We start from the raw sequence: 21,362 nt of genomic DNA on the forward strand, positions 1-21,362 counted from the left end.
CCGTCGAAGGCGACATCGGTGGACCTCGATCAATACGGCCGACCGAGTGCCACCCCAGGGTCCGCCCCGAGCGAGGCAGGCAGCATGGAGATCGTGCCGTTTTCTCGCAACTTGGCCCGCCTCCAGCGTCGGGTCGTCAACCGCCTGGCATTCCGGATGATGCAGTGGGTACCTGCCTGGGCAGTGCTGGTGCATCACGGGCGCGTTACCGGACGCGAATACCGAAGCCCGGTGGCGGTGTTCATCCGTCACGGTAGGTATCGCATCGCCTTGAGCCATGGCCGAGAGTCGGACTGGGTTCGCAACGTGTTGAGGGCGGGCAGGTTCGAGCTCGAGTGGAATGGGCGAACCGCCACAATGGTCGAGCCGATCCTCGGATCCGACCCGACCTTTCGTTGGGCGCCGTGGTCCGTGCGGCTGTTGTTGCGCGGCGCGGGTGCACCGGACTACCTGCAGGCGCGGCCCGCCCGATAGCGACTTCACCAGCCGCACTCATGTGCCGCACACTGCGATGGCTGAACCGGCCACTCGCAGGCAAGTCGAGGGTCAACGGGCTGAGTCGATCTCAGGCCACCGCAACGTCCGCTTCTGCCGCGACCCGCGCCGTTGTCAGCCGCCCAACCTGGTTGGTCGACAGCGGCTTTCCGCTGCGTGCACATGCCGACGAGCGTGCTGAGGTTCGTGTCAGCTGATCACGTGACTTCGTCGGTTCCCTTTGTCAGTCCGCCGAGCCGCATCGTTCAAGACCTAGCGATATACCTAATATGAGATATCGTTGTAGGTATGAACGAGGAGGCAACCCAGTCGCCGGGCGAGGACAATCTCCCGGCGCTGCCTGGGTTCCGGGAGATGGCGCTACGCAAGATGTCGCAGGATCAGGCACGGCTCATTGCCGAACTGGCGGCGCGGCGGCGGGCGGCGGGGTTGTCTCAAACCGAAGTTGCCGCTCGTATGGGGACCTCGCAGTCGGCGGTCGCGCGGCTCGAGACCGAGAACGTCGATGTACGGACCTCGACTTTGCATCGGTACGCCGCCGCAGTCGGCAGCCGCATCACCTCGCACGTGACCAGTGCGACAGCTGAATCGAATCGGATCGGAGATCAGTCTTGAGGATCGAGACGAGCACGCCCACGTCCCACTGGCAGCCGTGGCCCTCGGAGTATCCCACCTTCTATCCAGCCAAACATGAAGAGCCGCAGTCCGTTCCGGCATCGCAGCCCTCCACGCATGTGTGGATCGACCCTCATCCGGACACGCCAGTAGCGCCATCGGCGACGCCGCGGACAGTTTTCGCGCATGGGCGCCTGGACTCCGCCACTGCCACCGAGTTGTGCGCACGGTTACTGACTTTGGACGCGGAGAGCGACCAACCGATCCGGCTCGAAATGTATGGGCTGGACGCGGATCTGCTCGACGCCAGCACGGTCACCGATGTGCTGGACGTCCTTCGGGCACCGGTCAGCGCCTACGTGAGCGGCACACTCGCCGGGGCGGCGCTGGGAATGCTCGCGGCGTGCAAGCACCGCTACGGCTACAGAACGGCGCAGTTCGTGTTGCGGGAACCGTCGGTGCATCTGGAGGGTGGATTCAGTCGTGTCGAACCGCGACTCGACCACGCGCGAGCCATGTTCGGCGAACTGGTAACCCGGCTGGCCGAACTCACCGGCCGAGACAAGGAGCAGGTCCGCCATGACCTCGAGCAGCAACGCGCCCTCACCACCTCCGCCGCAGTGGAGTACGGGTTGATCGAGGGCCCCGCAACCCGCGAACAGTCGCGCTGAACGCAGAACCGGTCAACGGCCGATCCGAAGGAAGCACCCATCGCGATGAGCGGGTGCTCCTTCGTCGTCGGCAGCACCACGGGCACAGCGCGTCGCGCGGGAACACGTCAGGTATTGCCATGGCTGAAGTGCACACAGCCAACCTGGGCAAACGCACTGTTGCCGCGTACCGCGCTGCCCGAAAGTGGCCAGCGCGGCGGAAGATCAACTGCCCGTGCTGATCCGAGTGTCCGGAACGTCCGCTACTGGCCGTGCGGACTGCCGCTAATCGGTTATTTCGGAGTTTGTTGCTACAGGAGCGTCGGCGTAGACCAGGTCGTAAACGTACGTGCGATCACCCCTGACGCTCACCCAGACTCCCTCGGGCGGGAGGTCCCCCCGGCCCGCGTCATCGTACGGACGACTCGATACGGTGCCCTCCGCAGTGCACACCACCCATCCGAAGTCAGGCAGGCGGAGACACCGTATGTCCAAGTCGACTCGCTTGAACGATGGGAACCCGTGAGCGTCGCCGTCGTGGATGAACTCGTAGGTCAACTGGTCCACCCGCCGCACGAAGCGTATGCCCTGCATCAAGTCATCTTCGCGGTCGAGATTTGCCGAGATCAACCGGATATTGAACTCGGCGTTGGCGCGGGCTGAGATTCGACGTGCCCTTCGGTCCGGTCAGATGGCCGAAATAGCATCAGGCGCAACTGTATTGCCATTGTCAGCGTCCCGTGAATGGGGTGACGGCGGCAGACCCGGATTTCGACGAACGAGCGAGCCCAGCCCCACGAACAACCGTGCCCTGGTTCACCGAGTGCGACCAAGGGGTGGCCGCAGTCCCAATTGTGCGGTGGGCCCGGCTCACTGGCGTGGCAGGCTATTGATTGTGTCGACTGATCGGCCTACCGACGTTCCCTCACCCGCGGTCTCCTCTGGTCTCGGTGCTCAATTCGCTGCATTGGGCCTGATTCTCAGTGGCGCGGTGGCGATCTCGGTCGCCTACTACGTGCCACTCGCCCGGATCGGTGCGCGCGGCCACGCGAAACGTACTCGCTGTCCACGGCCGCAGACTTCGGAGCGCCCGGGCCCGCAGTGATTCTCTGGGGCGCGATTGTGCTTGCGCTCGTGGTCGTTTGGGTGGCTTCTCTGAACGGCACTCGAGCGGGAGTGGCTGTGGTGCTGGGTTTCGCTGTCGCCGAGGCATTGATCGCGGCGGTGCTAACAGCGACGGCGGTGGCACTGCTTCCTGACATTCCCCTGGGGCAGCTTTCGCTTACGCGAATTGTCTTGGGGCCCAGCGCTCTGGATCCTGCTGGCAGGCGCTTCGACCGCGGTGGCCGGCGCGCTGTGGTGGTGTCTGCAGGTATGGACCTCCGACCGTGAACGGTGATCGAACCGGACCGCCGACGACTGCATGATCCTTTCCCGCGGTGATGTAGTTGCTGGGGCTTACGGGAGACGACCAAGCTCAATCGGTGTTCGACGCGGTCCTGGAAGTACTCACCAGTGAGCATATGGATCGAGACGTCATGCTGAACACCGTAGAGCAGAACCAACATTGGTCAGTCGAATGCAAGAGCGAGGGTTCGTTGTACGTCAGCAGCTGGGGTCGGTGGCACGAGGGTTCGAGGAATCGTTGCGCCGTTGTGTTGCCGCCGTGGCACCCGATGCGCAGGTGAGAATCTGGTGGGGCCATCCGGACTTGGAGTACTCCGATTCGGAATGACCCCGCCGCCGAAGCGCACTACTTTGCCGCGACCCGCAGGTTGGTCGGATGTCCGAAATGGTTGGCAGGCAGGTGACCGGCGAAATCCGTTGACAGCGTAGGGCTGTGCTCGCACACTGGGCCGGTCGCCTTGTTGTCGGGGAAGCCGGGTGGTCGTGTATGTCCGATGATCACACGATGGTCGGTCGTGTCGTCGCGATTACCGATGCGGTGGCGGCCGCGTCCGGGCCGATGTCGCTCGCGGAGCTCACTCGGGGTACCGGATTGCCCAAGGCGACGGTACGCAGGATCGCCAATGATCTTGTGCGCCACGAGGTTCTGGAACTTGTCTCCGATGGCTATCGGCTCGGCGCGCGGCTGGCCTACTACGGATTCCGGGCGGTGAACGAGGAGGGGCTGTCTGTTGTCGCGCCGCCTCATCTGAGGGAGCTCTCGCTGCGTGCGCACGGGGAGGTCAGCTGGTGCGGGGAGTTCTTCGACGGTGAAATGGTCTTTCGGCAGCTGGTTTTCGGGCACGAGTACCGCGAGGCGGTGCGGAACCAGAACTGGCCGTCGAATGCCCGGCTCGGGTCCAGCATCGCGCTCACCGCCGCCGGAAGGCTGCAGACGGCCTACGACGCTGAACTCAGCGAGCGGATCACCCATACGGGATGTGCTCCGCTGACCAAGCATTCGGCGACCTCTCCCCGCGAGCTCGGGCTGCTGCTCGAGCAGGCGCGCGCGACCGGGCTGGCCTACGAACGCGAACAGGTGACCCCCGGCTGGAGTTGTGTGGCGGCCGCCATTCTCGACGCCGAGGACTGGCCGCTCGGAGTCATCGGCATCACCGGCCGGAGCTCGGCCGCCGCCCAGCGCTCCACCCAGCGTGCCCTGATCGCCGCCGCCGATGCCATAGGCCGCGATCTGCGTTCCCTCGCCCGCACCGCGATCGCGCCCCGTATCACTGAGTGATATGGGCGCTCCCGACGACCTGCGCGAACACTCCGAACAAAACATCGGGGGAACACATCCTGAATTAGGTCACAGCACGAAAGCTCGTGCCGTACCACCTGATACAGGAGCCTCCATGTTCTCCCAGTTGAAACGAACGCTGTGCGCAGGACTCTTCGTACTCGGCGCCACCGCCGCCTTCACCGTCTCCGGCACGATCACCGCCCCGGCGCTCCCACCCGGCACGATCGAGTTGCAGCACGAGTTCGACATCTATCAGCGCGCATCCGGCACCAATGACAGCCCCCTCGGATTCCACGTCTCGATAGACGATTCCGCCACCGCGACCAAATTCACCGGATTGGCATACACCATCAACTCTTCCGGACGGGTCAAGGAGGGAGTGATCAACGGGCGGACGATCACCTTCAGGATCGAATGGATCAGGGACAGCAAAGTCGGCATCTACCAGGGAACCTACTTCGACGACGGCTACCTGCGCGGCAACACCTCCCAGGAGGAGTCGAACCGCTCCGCCGAATGGTGGAGCCGCTACGCCAACTGGAGCGTCTCCTGACCTACTGACCGAAAACATAAGCCCCGCATCAATTTTCCCTGATGCGGGGCCACTCGGCAGGGGTAGGTGACACTGTCATTTGATCCTGCAGCGGCCTCCGCCGATTCCGAGGTACTGACGGAACGCACCCTCTTGCCGCGTGGCACGCGGCGGGACCGAAGATCAACGCGCCGAGGCAATCTCGGCCGGTCCGAACGCACTGAATTGCTACCGTGTCCTCTGCGGATTCTGGCAGTATCGGCGCCAGACCGTACCTTCGAAAAGTTATGCCCGGCTGTCACCACGACAGCGGCAACCACCGCTACATAGGTCAGCCATGACGGCCCCTACCTGTGAAGTGCCCACTGGGGTTCTGACGCTTTCAGTCACTGCGACGGGGCGGGGAATCAACCGTCGAGTGTCGAAAACCCTGGCGTGTTCGTCCTTGCGGGGCCGATTCCGGCGATCATGGCGGGGTGCGCTGTCGCGACCGCAGCCTAACGGCTTCTCGCATGGGTGGGGCCGCGCGCTCGTAGTCAGTCGGTCTACAGCGCGGGCGAGGCCGGTGCGGTGTTCCGCAGCAGGCCGAACAGCGCTGTCGCGGACGGCGGCACCCTCTTAAGCGGCTGGTGGGTGTGCAACGGTTGCCAGCACACGCCAAACGTCGGCGAGGTTGACGACCAGGCCGGGATTCTCGACCGCCAGTCCCACATCGATGAATTGGTGGACCAGTTCGGAGACGGACATGCCTTTACGCTCGGCGGCGGCCTTGAGCGCGTCGTCGGTGGCGGTGGTCCACTTGACTGACCGCTTGACCATGATCCCTTCGGCCGGAACATCGTTCGGTCCGGGGAAGTTCTCGGTCGGAAGTGTGTCCGCGAAGTCGAAAGTGATTGCGTCGATACGGTTTTCGCTCATCGGTTGTTCTCCCATTCGGTGAAGAGTCCCAGTTCGTAGGTCCGCATGTCATAGACGCTGCGAATCAGGTAGTCGACGATGGCGGTGTCGTCGTCCTCGTCGTCTGGTCGTAGGGTGACGATGATCGGCCGCCCGCTGCCGGTTCGACAACAGAAGAGTAGGACTTCTCTACAGTCGTCGATGCCGGTCATCACGAGTTTGGTCGCTGGTGTGACCGTCGGCACTAGTTGTGCGCGCTCCAATGCGACGCCTCTATCTCCGATTGCTGGCGTAGCGGGCGAGCATGGTTTCGACGGCCTGCTCGACGGAGTAGCGGATGTCCGAGGGTGCGGGGTTCCAGTCGGTCAGCAGCATGCGGGGCCACAGGACGTAGTTGGCGATCATCCCGAGGAATTGGTTGGCGGCACTCTCGGCGTCCGGGACGTCGGCGTTGCCGGCCTCGTGCTCGGACTCGAGGTAGTGCTGGACCGAGGTGAAGTAGGGCAGTTTGCCGAGCTGGAACTGCATTCGTCCCAGTTCGGGGAAGCGGGGTAGTTCGGCGATGACGATGCGGAACAGGGCTGTCATGCCGGGCCTGCTCATCAGGTCGGCGTAGCGGTGGCCGATGGAGGTCAGGCCCGAGCGCAGGTCTCCGGTCTGAGGTTGTGCGACAGTGCCTTCGGCGTCGCGCTGCCAGGACTCGGTGACGATGGCCTCGAAAAGTGCTGCCTTGGTGGGGAACTGCTTGAACAAGGTGGACTTCGATACTGCCGCCCCTTCGGCAATGCGGGCTAGGGACGTGCCGTCGTAACCGTGGTTCAGGAACAGGTCCGTGGCTGCGGAGATGATCGCCTCCCGCTTTTGCTGGGCGAGGCGGCGGTGATGGGGGGAGAGCTCTGCTGCCATGCGTGCAGTATGCCCTAGCTCCGAGGCGAGTCACTTGACTCGCCTCCTGCGGCGTGCCTACAGTGCGACGGGATGGCGAGTCGATCGACTCGCATCTGGTTGCGGCCACCGACTCGTTGGTGCCGTGCGATGAGGAGCAGCTGATGACAGTCGACAGGATTGCCTTGGTGACCGGTGCGAATCGTGGCCTGGGTCGGAGCACGGCCCTCGCCCTGGCAGCGCGCGGGGTGCGGGTCGTTGTGACCCATCGCGGTGATGCGGACGGGACCGAGGAGACGGCGCGGCAAGTGCACGCTGCGGGCGGGAGTGCCGCCGTGGTGCGTCTCGACATCAGCGACGTCTCCTCTTTCGGGGCCTTCACGTCCGAGCTGAACGGACTGCTCGAGCGCTGGGAGGCTTCGCGGCTCGATATCGTGGTCAACAATGCGGGGGTCGGTGTCTTCGGCCCGCTGGAAGCTGTCACGGTCGACGACTTCGACACGGTGTTCGGCACGAATGTGCGCGGCACCTTCTTCCTTATTCAGGCGCTTGTGCCGTTGCTGGCGCAGGATGCCCGCATCATCAACGTCTCGTCATCGTTGACCCGCCACACCAGTCCCGCGACCTCGGTCTACTCGGCTTCCAAGGCTGCGGTCGAGGCCCTGAGCCGCACTCTGGCAGCAGAACTCGGCCCCCGTGGCATCCGGGTCAACTCCATTGCCCCGGGGCCGACCGCCACCGACTTCAACGGCGGTGCGATGCGCGATGACGCCCAGATGCGCCAGGGCCTCGCCGGGCAGACGGCGCTCGGCCGCGTCGGCGAACCCGAGGAGATCGGCGACGCCATCGCGACGCTGGCGTCGCAGGGTCTGCGCTGGATGACCGCCCAACGCATCGAGGTCTCCGGCGGCGCTCTGCTCTGACCGACTCGGCTGGCGCGAGGCGACGAAAACTCAACTGGCCGTGGCTATCTGGGGCCGATCGAACATAGAACCGCCGAGTTGAAGGTGTCTTGGCCTCCGTTTGCAAGGTGGGTTCGTGGACATCGCACTAGCGGTGCAGGATGGTCTCCTGGGCAATGCGCGACAGCTTCTCCGGGTTGCGGACGGAGTAGAGACCGGTGATGAGTCCGTTGTCGACGTGCACGGCGATCACGGTGTCGATCTCGCCGTCGAGCCGCAGGACCAGGGCTGGGAAGCCGTTGATGGCGGCGGGTTCGGCCGACATTTCGCGGCCGATTCGGGGGAGCGAGGCTGCCAGTAGAGCGGCGACCGCGTCGGCGCCCGTAATTGGTTGCAGCGCAGCCTGTTTGATACCTCCGCCGTCTCCGAGGAAGACGACGTCCGGGGCAAGCCTGTCGAGAAGCCCTTGCACGTCGCCGGTTTCGATGGCGCGATGGAAAGCCTCGACGGCATCACGCGCGTCCGTCGGGGATACGCTGCCGCGGGGCCGACGGGCGGCGACGTGTCCCCTTGCGCGGTGGGCGATTTGACGAACGGCGGCCGGGGTTTTGTCCACGGCATCGGCGATTTCGTCGTAGTCGAGGTCGAAAACCTCGCGCAGCACGAACACAGCCCGTTCGGTCGGGGCGAGGGTTTCCAGAACCAGGAGCATGGCCATCGACACACTGTCGGCGAGCTCCACGTCCTCGGCCACATCCGGTGCGGTGAGCAGCGGTTCGGGTAGCCAAGGACCGACGTAGGACGCCTTGCGGCGGCCGAGAGTGCGCAGGCGCATGAGCGACTGGCGGGTGGTGATGCGCACCAGATAGGCGCGCCGGTCCTGCACGGTGGACAGGTCGACGCCGACCCACTTCATCCAGGTTTCCTGCAGCACATCCTCGGCGTCGGCGGCCGAGCCGAGCATCTCGTAGGCGATGGTGAACAGCAGATTCCGGTGCGCCACAAACGTTTCTGTGGCGGCGTTGCCAGGCTGGCTCATCAGTACTTTCCGTCCGTTCGATCTCGTCTCTCGCGCACATGAGATGCCGGCGCCGCCCGTTTTGTGACAGTCCTGCGTAGTGGGATGGGTCACAGCCCAGCCCTGTCACAGGGCTCGGACCGTCGGCATCTCATGGTCGTCAAGCACAACAACACGATTCGAAGGACGATGTCATGGAACCCCGTTTCAACCTGTTCATCAACGATCTCGGCGCCAAGTTCGCGAAGCGATTCGGCAACGCCAGCATGGTGATCATCCAGTCCGAACTGCCCAAGGCCACACAGGATCTGGTGATGCTGCGCGTGAGCCAAATCAACGGCTGCGCGTACTGCACCGACGTGCACAGCAAGGATCTCGCACACGCCGGAGAACCCGCGGTGCGCGTCAATCTGCTCGCCACCTGGCGCGAGGCGACGGTCTACACCGACGCCGAGCGCGCCGCACTCGCACTGGCCGAGGAGGGAACCCGCATCGCCGACGCGCACCCCGGCGTCTCCGACGAGACCTGGACCCAAATCCGCAAGCACTACGACGACGACCAGACCGCGGCCCTGGTCGCGCTGGTCGCCCAGATCAACGCGGCCAACCGGCTCGGCGTCATCGTGCGACAACGGGGCGGTTCCTACGAGCCCGCTGCCTGAGCCAGCACCTCAGCGAGGTAGTCGAGACCGCGACGAGCACTCTGAATGCCTGCGCGTTCAGGCGGTCATCATCGGGTGCTCGACTACCTGGTGTCCCGGGTCCGCCCGGTCAGCGACTGGGATCTGCCTCGGCTCGAGGGTCGCTGATGAAGATGCGGTCCAATTGCCTATCGATCAGCGCGACAGCACGATCTGCGGACAGCTGCTCGAGTAGCATCCGAGTCTGCAAACCTTCCGTGCCGGCCAAGAGGAACATCGCTTCGTCGCTCGGGTCGGCGTCGTTTCGGACCTGGCCGAGCCTCTGCCCTTCAGCGATCAGGTCGGCAACCAGGTTAGCCAGTGCGTGCGGCGCATTCCGGGCCACCGAGGTGAGGGCGGGCTCGGTGAGAAAGCGGATGAAATACGCCGCGTACACGATGTGGCGGTTACGGCGTTCCTCGTCGAGCGGCAGCATTTCATGCAGGACTCCGCGGACGATCGCGCGCATGCCGGGGGACTCGCCGAGGGTTGCCATGCGTTCTTTGGCTTGCTGTTCGGCCTCGTTGTTGAGGATTTCCAACGCGCCGAGCAGCAGCTGATCGCGGGTGCCGAAGTAGTACTGCAGGAGTCGTGCCGAGACTCCGGCCTCTGCGGCGACCAGTCGCAGGGTTACTTGTTCCAGCCCGCCGCGTCCGGCCAGCCGCCACACCGCTTCTGCGATCTGGTGCCGGCGCAAGTCGTGGTCGACCTGCCGGGGCATGGGCCTTCTCCTTCTGCCAGGACAACTTGTGGTGCGATCGTATCAACAACCTGTTATGGTGCGATCGAACCACAACGGAGAAGTGCTCCCCGGAGCGATAGGAGAAGGCAGTAGTGCGTCACACAATCACCCTGGTCCTGGGAATGATCCTGCTGGTGCTCGGCGTGCAGAGTGCCATCCGGCTGACCGCCGACCATGAGAACGGTGGGTTGCTCGGCGAGCTCCCGGGCGGGTTTCCGGTCCTGCTGACCTGCTACGTCGTAATCGGTGCCGCAGGTGCGGGCCTGGCCGGCTGGGGTAGTCGCGGAGCCAAGCGAACCGGGCGTGCCAAGTGAGCCGTCGTCAAGCCCTGGCTGCAGGCATTCTCGTTGGGCTGCTTGGTCTGATCGCGTGTGCCTCGCCGAGTGAGCCGCACGTCGATATTGTCGTCGCCACCGAGTCCGGGACGGTCCGCGGTACCGGCGGTGATCGTGTGCAGCACTTCCGGGGCATCCCATACGCGGCCGCGCCGATCAACGAGAAACGTTGGGCTGCACCGCAACCTGTGCCCGACTGGAACGGTGTGCGCGACGCGACGAACTCCGGGCCGGCCTGCATGCAACCAGAAGCGCCCGATATGCCATCCGGTGTACCGCGCAGCGAAGACTGTTTGACCCTCGATGTGACCGTGCCTGCGCGATCCGGCAAGAATCGTCCGGTCATGGTGTGGCTTCCGGGCGGTGGCTTCATCACCGGCGCCGGATCGATCTACGATCCGACGCGTCTGGCGCAGTCCGGCGACATCGTGGTGGTCACCGTCAACTATCGGCTGGGTGTGTACGGCTTCTTCGCCCACCCAGAACTTGGCGACAGCAACTTCGGCCTCCAAGATCAAGTGGCGGCGCTGCGCTGGGTTCGAGCCAATATCGCTCACTTCGGCGGAGACCCGACCCAGGTCACCCTGGCCGGAGCCTCCGCCGGCGCAATGAGCGCCTGCACCCTCATGGCAGCACCGCAAGCACGAAACCTGTTCCATCGCGCGATCATTCAAAGCGGATCATGCCGAACCAACCACCCCGCCGGGGCTCTGGGAGAAGGAGTCGGCGCGATCTCGACCTGGCAGCCGCTCGCCACCATTCAAGGTGCCGGCCGAGCATTGGCCGAGCAGTTCTCCTGCGAAGACCTCGCTTGCCTGCGCGCGTTCCCCGCCGAGACGCTGCTTGCCTACACCGCCATGTTTCCGCTCGTCGCGTACGGAACGCCGCTCGTCCCAGTGGAACCCGGCAGCGCTTTCGCCGCCGGGGAGCAATCCGACATCGCACTGTTGCAAGGCAATACGCTAGACGAACATGCCGAGTTCACTGTGGCGGCCTATCCCGAACCGATCACCGCCGAGCGGTACTCGGCCATTCTGAGAACCGCGTTCGGCGACGCGGCCGATCTCGTCGAACGCCGATACCCCGTACACGCGTTCACCTCGCCGACCGCCGCGGCAAGCCGGGTGTTCAGCGACCGCGATTGGATCTGCGCTTCCTGGAGATCCGGCCGTGACCACGCCCAACAGGCTCCCACCTACGCCTACACCTTCACCGACCCCACCGCCCCGACCCCTGGCGGAAACCCGGTGCCCGCACTCCTGCACCCCGCGACCGTCCACGGATCGGAGACGTACTTCCTGTTCGACTTCCCCGACGGCCCCCCACTCACCACCGCACAGCGCCCCCTGGCCGAACAACTCATCGGCTACTGGACCCGATTCATCCGAACCGGCAACCCGAACGGCAACTCCGCGCCCAGTTGGCCCCGACTCGACGCTTCAGATCTCGCCCTCTCGCTCACCCCCGACGCAATCGCGCCCTTCAACATGCGGACCACACACCACTGCGACCTCTGGGACGCATAGATGCTGCTCGTGACCGCCTCAACATACTGAGTCGCTTCCGGGCCATGCTGACTTCAGTCAGATTCAGTGAGCGATAATGCCGCGACCCGAGCGTTGGTTGGTCGTCCAAACCGGTTGGCTGTCAGCGCTTCTCGGTGCACTCTTCTGCCGAGTGGCGGATGCTCACCGGCGGTGGGATTCGCGCAAGGTAGTCGTCGGCGTCGGTTCTACTGCGACGCAACACGAGTTCGTTGTCGCACCGGTTCAGAGGCCCCGGGGTTCCGGTGGCGCCCGGGCGTGGTGGCGTGCAGGCGGTTGTGATGCTGGCGTGGATGGCGTCTGGAGTATCCCGAACCGACGCGCAGATCGCGGCGGCGAGGGCGATGTGGCTATGGCCGTCATGGCACTTCAGGCGCATCCTGTGAAGAGCGGGGAGTGAACGAGCGTGATCGGCCGCCGGGGAGGAATGCATGGAAAGCGCACCGAGCAGGACGGCGATGTTCGCGGCCGTCTCGCGTGGATTGTTCCGCCTGGAGAACGCGTCGCCGTGGGTACTGGACGATGTGCTGGCCCTGGTGCTCGTCGGCCCGGTGTGGCAGCAGCTACGAGACCGGTTCGATCCGATGTTCCCTCGGCAGGTCGTTCGCGAATCCCGCGCGGCTGTCTGCACTCGTAGCCGGTACGCCGAGGACCGGTTGGCTGCCGGTGCCTTCACGCAGTACGTGATTCTCGGTGCGGGGCTTGACTCGTTCGCGTGGCGGCGGCCGGATCTGCTCGGCCCGCTGACGGTGTTCGAGGTCGATCACCCTGCCTCCCAGGCATGGAAGCTCGAGCGAGTCACCGAACTCGGCCTGCTGCAGAGTGATTCGCAAATATTCGTGCCGGTTGATTTCGAGGCCGGGCCTGTCGAGGATGCGCTGGGCCCGGCCGGGTTCGACTGGGCGCAGCCGACCATGTTCTGCTGGACGGGCGTCGCTCCCTATCTGACCGCACAGGCGATCGAGTCGGGGTTGCGCACGATCGCGGCGGCTGCACCCGGGTCCGAGGTGGTGTTCTCCTACCGTCCCGAGGACTCTGCGCTCGATGACGTGGGGACCGAATTCGCTCGTATCTACACGCCGATCGCGGCTTCTGTCGGCGAGCCGCTTCAGCCCGGCTGGCCGGTATCGGTGATTGAGCGACTGATCAGCCGATGCGGGCTGAAGGTCATGGACCATCCCACCCGTGCAGACCTCGAGCAGCGGTACTTCGCCGGACGCACCGATGGCCTGCGGCCCTATACCTTCGAAACCCTGGTGGCCGCACGGGTCATCTGAGACGGTTCCGATCACCCGTCGGCGAGACGCTGGATGGTGGCGCTCAGCCAAGTCCGCAATTCAGCAGCGTCACCGAGTTCTGAACGCAGCACCCGTCGACGAGTCGAAACACCCAGCACGAAGGCGTCGATCGCCGCGGCTCGCGCATGGGCGTCGACATCGTCCAGGCCGCTCTCGCGCAGATATTGATACAGCGGCTGCAGTGAGTTGGTATCGAGGAACACCGCGAGCGCCTCCGCCGCTTCCGGGCGTTCGCCGGACGCGCGTTGCAGCACGAGCAGCGGATCCTCTTCCGGCACACCGAACCAGCGCTCGACGATGCTCGCCGCGAGGCGCGAACCCAGCTCGGAACGGTCACCGTCGAAGGAATTGGAGACCGGTATCTCCACCCGAGTCGCCGCCAAGAAGACGCCCTCCTTGCCGCCGAAGTAGCGGGTGATGAGGTTGGGCGACACACCGGCCGCATCGGCAACGCCTTTGACCGTGGTCGCCGCGTATCCGTTCTGCGCGAACTGGCGTTGCGCATGCTCGAGGATGCGCTGCTTGGTGGCGGCCGCGTTGCGCAGAGTCATGTGTACGAGCATACACATTGTTGTGTACGCTGATACACATGATCGATGATCTACGGAAACGACTCGAGCGGGCGCGACGTGTCACGACACCGTGGAGCGCCGACGAGACGCGGGGCATCACCGGAACTCGCCTGGACGCGCTGCTCGAACGCTGGGCAAACGGATACGACTGGGGCGTACACGAGCGCCGCATCGCCGAGTTGCCTTGGGTAACAGTGCAAGCGGGCGATAGCGAGCTCCGGGTGATCCACCGGTCCGTGTCACCTGATGCCCCGGTCGTCGTACTACTGCACGGCTGGCCCGACTCGGTGCTGCGGTTCGAGCGTGTCCTGCCGTTGCTCGCGGACATGAACGTGGTGGTTCCCGCGCTGCCGGGCTTCCCGTTCGCGGCCCCGCTCGAAGGCTCTGGCATGTCGGTCAACCGGATCGCCGAGATCGTCGCGGACGCATTGGCTGCACTCGGTTATGCCCGCTACACGGTGTCCGGCGGCGACGTAGGCGGCACCGTCGCGGAAATTCTTGCGGCACAACACCCGGACCGTGTCGCCGCCCTGCACCTGACGAACGTGGCGCCACTACGCGCGCTCACCGCGGATCGTGCGACGCTCGCGCCCGACGCGGCCGCTTACCTCGACCGGGCCGCGCACTGGTTCCGAACCGAGGGTGGATACATCGCCGAACAGTCGACGCGGCCGAACACTCTCGCCGTCGCGCTCGGCGACTCACCCGCTGGTCTCGCGGCCTGGATCATCGAGAAATTGGAATCCTGGTCCGACGCTTCGGCTTTCACCGATGACGACCTGCTCACCTGGGTCACCGCCTACTGGGCCACCGGCACGATCGGCACCTCATTCGCCACCTACGTCGAACCGGCTACTCTCCCCGCCCGAATCCACACGCCGACAGTACTTTCCATCTTCCCGCGCGACATCAAACCCGAGCCCCGAAGCTACGCCGAGGTGTTCCTCGACATCCGCGCCTACGTGGAACACGCCGCCGGCGGCCACTTCGCAGCGTGGGAACAGCCCGAGGCATATGCGGCCGACCTACGCCGAGCGGTCCAGCTGAACGCGTGACACTCCGCCGAAACGCATTGGCGTCGAACGAATTCCCGAAGTATCGAGGAATTCGTTCGCGACCCGGCTGCGGCGCTCCCCGCGGTTCGCTGATCCGGAATCAGACGAGGGCGGCGTGCGTGCTTCCGATGATCGTGCGGACCTCGGCGATCATGCGGGCGATGAGATGCGGTGGGGCGCTGTCGGTCCAGACGATGGCGAGGTCGGACGCGGGTGCGTCGAGCACCGGGCGCCACACCACGGTGGTGCCGGGGATCCAGCGGGTCAACGGTTCGGGGGCGAGCCAGACGCCCTTGCCGCGCGCGACCATCATCAGGGCGTCCTCGACCTTGTCGACGACCGAGCCGCGTAGGGCAGAGGTGCCGTCCGGGCGCGGGTCGGCGAGCCAGTGGCAGAGGTTCTGTTCGGACAGGTAGATGTCCGGGCGCAGCACCGGCTCATCGGCCAGTTCGGCGAGTGTCACCGATTCTCGCTGGGCCAGTGGGTGTTTCGGTGACAAGGCGACCATGCGCGGGTCGGTGCGGACCGTCGCGTGCTGAAATCGGTCGTCGCCAAGTGGAAGCCACATGAATGCGGCGTCGACCTCCCCGGACAGCAGCAGCGCGCGTTCCTCCGGTGGGGTGTGCACAGTGGTCAATTCGACCTCGAGTCCGGGGACCGCGGCCTCCATGGCATCGGCGACCTCGGTGGCGAACAGCGCTGTGGCGTACGGGCAGCAGGCCAGGCGCAGTCGGCCGAGGCGGCCGCGGTCGGCGGCGCGGACTCGGTCGGTGAGATCGCCCAGCTCGGCTACGACGGCATTGCCGCCGCGCGCGAGTTCCTCACCGGCGGGCGTGAGCAGGACTCCCCGCGAGGTCCGGACCAGCAATGTCACGCCGATCGCCCGTTCGAGCTGCTGAATCTGGGTGGAGACGGTCTGCTGGCTCAGGTGCAGGCGCGCGGACGCACGCGTGATATTGAGTTCGGCCGCGACGGCCAGAAATGACTGCAGCTGACGGATATCCAGGTCGATCACAGCAGCCACCCTATCGTTCGCTCGGCTACCGGCTTCCTCGGTGGCGGGTACCGAGTTCTTTTGTTTCCGCTTTCCTCGCGGACCCAGCAGGCTTGTGGCAACACACCGACCATTACGAAAGGAACTCCGGTGCGACCCATTACGACCACCCTGGCGCGGCAGCAAAGGCACACCGGCACAAAGGATCTCATCGGCAAGGTCGCGCTGGTGGTGGGTGGCAGCCACGATCAGGGCGCCGCCTGCGCCGAGGTGCTCGCCGCTCGTGGCGCGACCACCGTGATCAGCTACGCCCACGGCGAGCACGCCGCCGCCCGGACCCTGTCCACGCTGGAAGGCTATGGGGTACGGGCTGAGGCGATCCGGTCCGACGCCATCCAATCCTGTGATGTCACACGTCTTTTCCAAGGTTTGGCCGCCCGCCACGGCCGACTCGACATCGTGGTACACGCGGTCGGGGCGGTCGTGCACAAGCCGCTGGCCGAGCACACCGACGCGGACTTCGATCTGCTGATCGACTACAACACGCGCAGCGCCTTCAATACCTTGCGGGCCGCGACGCACCATCTCGCGGACAACGGCCGCTATGTCGTCATCACCGGTGCGCTCGTCGACACCGGCACACACGCGTCGGGAATGTCCGCGGCGGCCAAGTCCGCGGTGGAGCACCTCGTGTCGGCGACCGCGCGAGAACTCTCGGGTCGCGATATCACCGTCAATTCCGTTGCCCCCGGGCCTGTTTCGGATTCCATCTACTCCGCTGCGGACATCCCGTTTCCGTCGTCGGCGCGCAGTCGTCTCGGCCAACCGGAGGATGTCGCCTCGGTCGTCTCATGGCTGACCAGCGAGGCCGCCACCTGGATCTCGGGGCAGGTCATTCGCGTCGACGGCGGAATCGCCTGAGCGCGACAGCAATATCTCACCATCAAGGAGCACAACCATGACCACCACCACTACCCCCTCGGGCATCGATGAGCGGGTATCGCTCACCCGCTGGCTCGGTGTCGGAGCCGTAGCCGTCGGCACCTTCGCCGTCGTCACCTCCGAACAACTGCCCGTCGGGCTGCTCACCTCGGTCAGCAGTGCCCTCGATATCTCCGAAGGTACTGCGGGCCTTATGGTTACGGTGCCCGGCCTGGTCGCCTCCGCTACCGCGCCGATCCTGCCGGTCGCCATCGGACGTCTCGACCGCCGACACGTCCTGATCGGTCTCATCTCCCTCATGGTCGGCGCGAACCTGCTGTCGGCCTTCGCTCCGAACTTCGCGGTACTGCTGATCTCCCGCCTGCTGATCGGCATTGCCATCGGCGGATTCTGGTCGCTGGCAGCCGGGATCGCCGTCCGCATGGTGCCCGGTGAATACGTTCCCAAGGCCACCGCGATCGCCTTCGGCGGCGCCACCGCGGCCAATGTCCTGGGCATCCCCGCGGGCACTCTGATCGGCGAACTCACCGACTGGCGTATCGCTTTCGGCCTGCTCGGCGGTCTCGGCCTGCTGGTGGTCGCCGCCCTGCTCTGGCTCCTGCCGCCGCTGCCCGCCGACACCGCCATCCATCTGCGCACCCTCGCCGATCAATTCCGCAACCCCGTGGTCCGCACCGGCGTCCTCATCACATTCCTTCTGGTCAGCGGTCACTTCGCCGCCTTCACCTTCGCCGCCCCGATCGTCGAGCAGCACATGGGAATCGACAAGGCTCTCCTCGGCCCAGTTCTGCTGGCCTTCGGTGTAGCGGGCATCATCGGCAACTTCGTCACCGGCGCGGCCACCGGGCGCAACGTCCGCGCCACCATCATCGCGATCAGCGTCGCCCTGGCCACAGTCCTCGTCCTGATCGCTCTCGTAGGCACCGGCCCCGTCGCAGGCACTGTCCTGATGATCTTGTGGGGGTTGTCTTTCGGCGGCATCCCAGTCGGTGTCCAAACCTGGATCCTGCGCGCGGCCCCCGACTCCGCCGAACCCGCCACCGCCCTCAACACGGCCGTCTTCAACCTCGCCATCGCCCTGGGCGCGCTCTTCGGCGGCCTCCTCACCAACACCTTCCCGCTCACCACCGTCCTCTGGTTCGCAGCGGTTCTGAGCCTGCTGGCCACCGCCGCAGTCCTGACCACTCGCCCCAGCGCCAACTGAGCATTCGAAGGAGTAAGCCCATGCCCGCTGATACCCGTCCCACCACGCCGCCTCCGCCACCATTCCAGCGCCGCCCCAGCTGGCGAACCACCCCTTGCACCGCCCCGCAACGCCCGCCCTCGCCCCGCCGCTCCTGACTCGAAACCAACCATGAAGACGCCGAATCCTTCTCGGCAAGTGGTGATTCGAGCCCTGACCGCTCACGACGTCGATCCCTTGACCAGACACTCAGGTCAAGGGATCGACGTCGTGAGCCGCTCGACTCCCTGACACAACCTCGCACGCCCGCCCGAGAGCCGACAGCAATCCCAGTACTGGCCGAGTATCGCCAACGCGTCCTCATGAGAGAGCACCAAAGGTGGACGTTCGCGGTAGTACCGACCTCTCAGTCTCACGTCCGTCTCGGTGATCACCGCGAACCATCCATTACCGGATTGGGGCCGTTGCCCTCACCAGCACCCTGTTCAGAGGATGTCTCGACAGCTGCCTGGGGTTCGGAACAGATCTCGGTGAATCCCGTTTCGGCGGTTCGGCGTTCGGCGTCGTATTCACTGGCCTGCGGATCGGCGCTGAGGAACGCGGTGGTGAACCCGCGCTCGGCTACCTTTATGTCGCTGATCGTCCGCCAGGGTGAGAAACAATTGAATCTCGTACTGCTCCACGCTCACTAAACACTTTCAAGTCCCAGCCCGGATCAGGCTACGGCTGAGGGTTGTCACGTTCGGCACGGTCTGTGTCTCCATGGCCGGATTCCGACACTACAAACCCAGCTTCGGCGTACTCGAGGACGCGCTTGCCAAAGCGTCTTTCCAGGCCCGCTTCCCGAGCGAAAGCTTATGTCCCGCCTGAACGTGGGACCGCGAAATCAAGTTGTTGACGCACATGTCCGTCAGGCAGTGTGCGACGTATGGATACCTCGCGCTCTGCTGTGCTGCGCCTGCAATTCGATATCGTCTGGGGCCTGCTGGACTACCACCTCGAACGGCTTGTGACCGACGACTTCCTGTGGGAGCCGGCGCAGGTGGTGTGGACGCTTCGGCAGGACGAACACGGCCACTGGGTGCCGGATTGGGCAGATTCCGAACCGGACCCGATTCCGGTGCCGACCATCGGCTGGATCAGCTGGCATATCGGTTGGTGGTGGAGTGTCACCATCGACCATCTACGACACCGCAGTCCGCGCGACCGCGATGACGTTCGGTGGCCGGGGCCCGGCCCCGCCGTCGCCGAGTGGTTGCGTGAGCTGCGACTGCAATGGCTCGAGATCCTCGACGGCTGCACCGAAGCCGACCTCGAAACCCCGATCGGCTTTCCGTGGCAAGACGACCCAGCGAAGTCCGCTATCCATACGATCGCGTGGGCCAATGCTGAGCTGATGAAGAACGCCGCCGAACTCGGCCAACTTCGAATCCAGCGGGTGGCCGGTCTCGCGGCCTGATCGAAACCCGAGTCTGCGCTGGTCGGCGCTGGAACTGTTCGCTGGGTGTGGACAGCCGAGCCGATCAGGATGGGCCCAGGGCGCGATCGAACTCGAGGGCGGCAAACCACCTCGAACAGGACGGACGGCAGCGAAAGTTCTTCGGACGCTGTCGATTCGACGGCAAATCGGGCCAGGCCCGGTCACGCTGACTTCATGTACATCCCATGCTCGCAGCTACGACGAACACCGCTGGAGCGCTTCGATCAGGACCTTGCTTGGCATCGATACGACCAATGGTTCTTCGCTGCCGGCGCCTGCCACATCCTGGCCTACGTGTTCGTCGAGCAGCATCACGAGGGTTTCACCGTCGTCGGGCTGTGGCCAGGCACCGCCGCCGATCCGAGTCACGTCTTCGCCACAGACGGCACCTGGGCGTTCGACCACAGCGGATGGACACCGATGGCCGAACTACTCGAGGCGAGCCGCGCGGCCGAGCCCGACGCCGACTATCACCCGCACCCGATCTCCATGGATCTCGACGAGTTCTGCGCTCGTCACTGGAGTCGAAGCCCAGCGGAATTCCCTCGGGATCCCCGACCGCGAGCCTGTGCCTACATCGCACGATTCCCGCCGCGAGGCGCACGATAATGCCGCCTACAAGTCCGTTCGAGATCTGCAGAAGTCAGACTTTGAGCCCGGTGACGTCATCGTGGGCGAGATCAATAGCCAATAGGTCCAACCCGTGAACAGCCCCAACTGCTGTCGGGCACCGAAACAGAATCCGCTGCAGCAAACGCATTCGGGAACATTCTCTGGAGGTCCGTCGAGGGTGCTGGTTGGGCGCGATCAGAGGTGATCATCGGCGAGGGCGAAGGGGTCTTGGCCGGATTTGTACGCGCACCATTCCTGCCAGACATTGTCGGGGTCGATGTCGCGGTATCCACGTGACTGATCCACCGCTTGCTGTGCCGACAGTGGCAGCATCATGCAGTGGGCGTGATCGCGTACCTCGAGGACCTCGTCCTCTGTCAAAGCCTGTCCCTTGTCGTCTTCCCGGCGAATCAGCAGGGTCATGAGCGCGGGAATCGGGATGGGCACCAAAGGATCGTCGTCGTGCACCGCCGGCTTGCTGGGTTGAACAGTGGGCACGACAGATCCATTCTCCAGGGCAGGCAAGGCGGCAGCACTCGAAAGCACTGCAGGAACGGTATAACGAACTCGACGCCACACCTTCCTCGACTAATGCTGCTGGCGGACGGACTACAGGTAAACCAGCGTCAGGGTGGCGGAGCCGTCGATGGCGATTTCGTCGGTCAGGGTCAGGCCCGTGGTCGGGGGAAGGGAGGCGCTCACATCAAGGTCCAGGGTCAATTTCCGGACTCGCAGTGGCTGGTTGACCTCTGTCATGGAGGCGAACGCGATCTGGATACCGGGCATCCAGAGGTCATTGGGGTGCCAGGTGGCACCCTCATCGGTGGAGCCGATCGGTTGTACCGGCACGCCGTCGGCGATGGGGTTGCGCAGGGCGATGGCGTACCAGCCCCACGACCGTGCGTCCTCGGTTCGTCCCAAACCGAAGGCATCGGCCCGTGTGGCCGAACTGGCTCGTTGGTCGAGGGCTTGCAGCGCATAGAGATTCGGGGCGTCGCAGGTGATCGAGAGCGACATTGTCTGCGTGCCGAGGTTCGTCTCTCGTTCGGAGTTCAGATCCTCGGCGGAGACCTTTCCGAATTCGACCACTCCGCCGCTGGACAGGCTGGGAGTGCAGGCGCTCGGCGTGATCAAGCCGGTGACTGTTAGGTCGACGGACCTTGTCCGGCTTGCCGGCAGGAGACTGATGGTGACCGTTGCCATGAGACGGCACTCCTTCGATTGGCCGAAGGTCAACAGTAG

At 64.9% G+C, this 21,362-nt stretch carries 25 protein-coding genes; 16 read left to right on the top strand and 9 right to left on the bottom strand.

Going from position 1 to position 21,362, the window contains the following annotated elements; translation table 11 throughout:
• The first annotated feature begins 84 nt into the window (after positions 1 to 84).
• The 6 genes from ACFC4D_RS12805 to ACFC4D_RS12830 all read left to right on the top strand — a co-directional run bounded on the left by ACFC4D_RS12805 (position 85) and on the right by ACFC4D_RS12830 (position 5,002).
• Complete coding sequence (locus tag ACFC4D_RS12805; protein ID WP_376062879.1) at positions 85 to 474, top strand: nitroreductase/quinone reductase family protein; 390 nt, start codon at positions 85 to 87, stop codon at positions 472 to 474.
• Between the two features lie 309 nt (positions 475 to 783).
• Positions 784 to 1,110, top strand: a complete 327-nt coding sequence (locus tag ACFC4D_RS12810; protein ID WP_376062880.1) for a helix-turn-helix domain-containing protein — start codon at positions 784 to 786, stop codon at positions 1,108 to 1,110.
• A 119-nt stretch (positions 1,111 to 1,229) separates the two neighbouring features.
• A complete protein-coding gene (locus ACFC4D_RS12815) occupies positions 1,230 to 1,781 on the top strand; it encodes an ATP-dependent Clp protease proteolytic subunit (RefSeq protein WP_376063657.1) in 552 nt (183 codons plus the stop codon).
• Positions 1,782 to 2,282: 501 nt separating this feature from the next.
• Positions 2,283 to 2,423 (top strand): hypothetical protein, encoded by a 141-nt coding sequence (locus ACFC4D_RS12820; protein ID WP_376062881.1) that lies wholly within the window; start codon positions 2,283 to 2,285, stop codon positions 2,421 to 2,423.
• Positions 2,424 to 3,672: 1,249 nt separating this feature from the next.
• Complete coding sequence (locus tag ACFC4D_RS12825) at positions 3,673 to 4,446, top strand: IclR family transcriptional regulator (protein WP_376062882.1); 774 nt, start codon at positions 3,673 to 3,675, stop codon at positions 4,444 to 4,446.
• A gap of 115 nt (positions 4,447 to 4,561) precedes the next feature.
• Positions 4,562 to 5,002: a hypothetical protein gene (locus tag ACFC4D_RS12830; RefSeq protein ID WP_376062883.1), complete on the top strand. Its 441-nt coding sequence runs from the start codon at positions 4,562 to 4,564 to the stop codon at positions 5,000 to 5,002.
• 597 nt (positions 5,003 to 5,599) lie between these two features.
• Here the strand turns inward: ACFC4D_RS12830 and ACFC4D_RS12835 are convergent.
• From ACFC4D_RS12835 to ACFC4D_RS12845, 3 genes are all read right to left on the bottom strand, one after another.
• Positions 5,600 to 5,914, bottom strand: coding sequence for a hypothetical protein (locus ACFC4D_RS12835; RefSeq protein WP_376062884.1), 315 nt, complete (start codon positions 5,912 to 5,914; stop codon positions 5,600 to 5,602).
• Positions 5,896 to 6,090, bottom strand: coding sequence for a hypothetical protein (locus ACFC4D_RS12840; RefSeq protein ID WP_376062885.1), 195 nt, complete (start codon positions 6,088 to 6,090; stop codon positions 5,896 to 5,898). Before ACFC4D_RS12840 ends, ACFC4D_RS12835 begins: the two co-directional genes overlap by 19 nt.
• A gap of 61 nt (positions 6,091 to 6,151) precedes the next feature.
• Entirely contained in the window at positions 6,152 to 6,784 is a 633-nt protein-coding gene (locus tag ACFC4D_RS12845) for a TetR/AcrR family transcriptional regulator (RefSeq protein WP_376062886.1), read from the bottom strand.
• A gap of 143 nt (positions 6,785 to 6,927) precedes the next feature.
• Between ACFC4D_RS12845 and ACFC4D_RS12850 the strand changes: the two genes are divergently transcribed.
• Positions 6,928 to 7,686 (top strand): SDR family NAD(P)-dependent oxidoreductase, encoded by a 759-nt coding sequence (locus ACFC4D_RS12850; protein WP_376062887.1) that lies wholly within the window; start codon positions 6,928 to 6,930, stop codon positions 7,684 to 7,686.
• Between the two features lie 127 nt (positions 7,687 to 7,813).
• On the opposite strand, the gene ACFC4D_RS12855 is transcribed toward ACFC4D_RS12850, so the two are convergent.
• Positions 7,814 to 8,704 (bottom strand): RNA polymerase sigma-70 factor, encoded by an 891-nt coding sequence (locus ACFC4D_RS12855; protein ID WP_376062888.1) that lies wholly within the window; start codon positions 8,702 to 8,704, stop codon positions 7,814 to 7,816.
• Positions 8,705 to 8,877: 173 nt separating this feature from the next.
• Between ACFC4D_RS12855 and ACFC4D_RS12860 the strand changes: the two genes are divergently transcribed.
• Positions 8,878 to 9,345, top strand: coding sequence for a carboxymuconolactone decarboxylase family protein (locus ACFC4D_RS12860; protein WP_376062889.1), 468 nt, complete (start codon positions 8,878 to 8,880; stop codon positions 9,343 to 9,345).
• 109 nt (positions 9,346 to 9,454) lie between these two features.
• Here ACFC4D_RS12860 and ACFC4D_RS12865 read toward each other — a convergent pair whose 3' ends face one another.
• Positions 9,455 to 10,084: a TetR/AcrR family transcriptional regulator gene (locus tag ACFC4D_RS12865; protein WP_376062890.1), complete on the bottom strand. Its 630-nt coding sequence runs from the start codon at positions 10,082 to 10,084 to the stop codon at positions 9,455 to 9,457.
• 113 nt (positions 10,085 to 10,197) lie between these two features.
• Between ACFC4D_RS12865 and ACFC4D_RS12870 the strand changes: the two genes are divergently transcribed.
• The 3 genes from ACFC4D_RS12870 (at position 10,198) to ACFC4D_RS12880 (ending at position 13,261) form a co-directional block, all read left to right on the top strand.
• The gene (locus tag ACFC4D_RS12870; RefSeq protein ID WP_376062891.1) at positions 10,198 to 10,419 is read left to right on the top strand and encodes a hypothetical protein; all 222 of its coding nucleotides are present in this window, start codon (positions 10,198 to 10,200) and stop codon (positions 10,417 to 10,419) included.
• Positions 10,416 to 11,966, top strand: a complete 1,551-nt coding sequence (locus ACFC4D_RS12875) for a carboxylesterase/lipase family protein (protein ID WP_376062892.1) — start codon at positions 10,416 to 10,418, stop codon at positions 11,964 to 11,966. The genes ACFC4D_RS12870 and ACFC4D_RS12875 overlap by 4 nt, the downstream gene beginning before the upstream one ends.
• 449 nt (positions 11,967 to 12,415) lie before the next feature.
• Positions 12,416 to 13,261 carry a class I SAM-dependent methyltransferase gene (locus tag ACFC4D_RS12880; protein ID WP_376062893.1) on the top strand — a complete coding sequence of 282 codons (846 nt, stop codon included), beginning with the start codon at positions 12,416 to 12,418 and terminating at the stop codon, positions 13,259 to 13,261.
• 11 nt (positions 13,262 to 13,272) lie between these two features.
• Here ACFC4D_RS12880 and ACFC4D_RS12885 read toward each other — a convergent pair whose 3' ends face one another.
• Positions 13,273 to 13,833, bottom strand: a complete 561-nt coding sequence (locus tag ACFC4D_RS12885) for a TetR/AcrR family transcriptional regulator (RefSeq protein WP_376062894.1) — start codon at positions 13,831 to 13,833, stop codon at positions 13,273 to 13,275.
• A gap of 38 nt (positions 13,834 to 13,871) precedes the next feature.
• Between ACFC4D_RS12885 and ACFC4D_RS12890 the strand changes: the two genes are divergently transcribed.
• Positions 13,872 to 14,909 (top strand): epoxide hydrolase family protein, encoded by a 1,038-nt coding sequence (locus ACFC4D_RS12890; RefSeq protein WP_376062895.1) that lies wholly within the window; start codon positions 13,872 to 13,874, stop codon positions 14,907 to 14,909.
• Between the two features lie 100 nt (positions 14,910 to 15,009).
• Here ACFC4D_RS12890 and ACFC4D_RS12895 read toward each other — a convergent pair whose 3' ends face one another.
• Positions 15,010 to 15,924 carry a LysR substrate-binding domain-containing protein gene (locus ACFC4D_RS12895; protein ID WP_376062896.1) on the bottom strand — a complete coding sequence of 305 codons (915 nt, stop codon included), beginning with the start codon at positions 15,922 to 15,924 and terminating at the stop codon, positions 15,010 to 15,012.
• A gap of 129 nt (positions 15,925 to 16,053) precedes the next feature.
• Between ACFC4D_RS12895 and ACFC4D_RS12900 the strand changes: the two genes are divergently transcribed.
• The 4 genes from ACFC4D_RS12900 to ACFC4D_RS12915 all read left to right on the top strand — a co-directional run bounded on the left by ACFC4D_RS12900 (position 16,054) and on the right by ACFC4D_RS12915 (position 20,117).
• Positions 16,054 to 16,824 (top strand): SDR family oxidoreductase, encoded by a 771-nt coding sequence (locus ACFC4D_RS12900; RefSeq protein WP_376062897.1) that lies wholly within the window; start codon positions 16,054 to 16,056, stop codon positions 16,822 to 16,824.
• A 37-nt stretch (positions 16,825 to 16,861) separates the two neighbouring features.
• Positions 16,862 to 18,049 (top strand): MFS transporter, encoded by a 1,188-nt coding sequence (locus tag ACFC4D_RS12905; protein ID WP_376062898.1) that lies wholly within the window; start codon positions 16,862 to 16,864, stop codon positions 18,047 to 18,049.
• Between the two features lie 907 nt (positions 18,050 to 18,956).
• Entirely contained in the window at positions 18,957 to 19,487 is a 531-nt protein-coding gene (locus ACFC4D_RS12910; RefSeq protein ID WP_376062899.1) for a DinB family protein, read from the top strand.
• A gap of 195 nt (positions 19,488 to 19,682) precedes the next feature.
• Positions 19,683 to 20,117 carry a hypothetical protein gene (locus tag ACFC4D_RS12915; protein WP_376062900.1) on the top strand — a complete coding sequence of 145 codons (435 nt, stop codon included), beginning with the start codon at positions 19,683 to 19,685 and terminating at the stop codon, positions 20,115 to 20,117.
• 198 nt (positions 20,118 to 20,315) lie between these two features.
• Here ACFC4D_RS12915 and ACFC4D_RS12920 read toward each other — a convergent pair whose 3' ends face one another.
• Together ACFC4D_RS12920 and ACFC4D_RS12925 are read right to left on the bottom strand one after the other, a co-directional pair.
• Positions 20,316 to 20,618, bottom strand: a complete 303-nt coding sequence (locus tag ACFC4D_RS12920) for a hypothetical protein (RefSeq protein ID WP_376062901.1) — start codon at positions 20,616 to 20,618, stop codon at positions 20,316 to 20,318.
• A gap of 111 nt (positions 20,619 to 20,729) precedes the next feature.
• A complete protein-coding gene (locus ACFC4D_RS12925) occupies positions 20,730 to 21,323 on the bottom strand; it encodes a DUF1120 domain-containing protein (protein WP_376062902.1) in 594 nt (197 codons plus the stop codon).
• Positions 21,324 to 21,362: the final 39 nt, after the last annotated feature.

It is taken from the genome of Nocardia sp. NPDC056000, assembly GCF_042269265.1.
In the GTDB taxonomy this organism is placed as follows: domain Bacteria; phylum Actinomycetota; class Actinomycetes; order Mycobacteriales; family Mycobacteriaceae; genus Nocardia.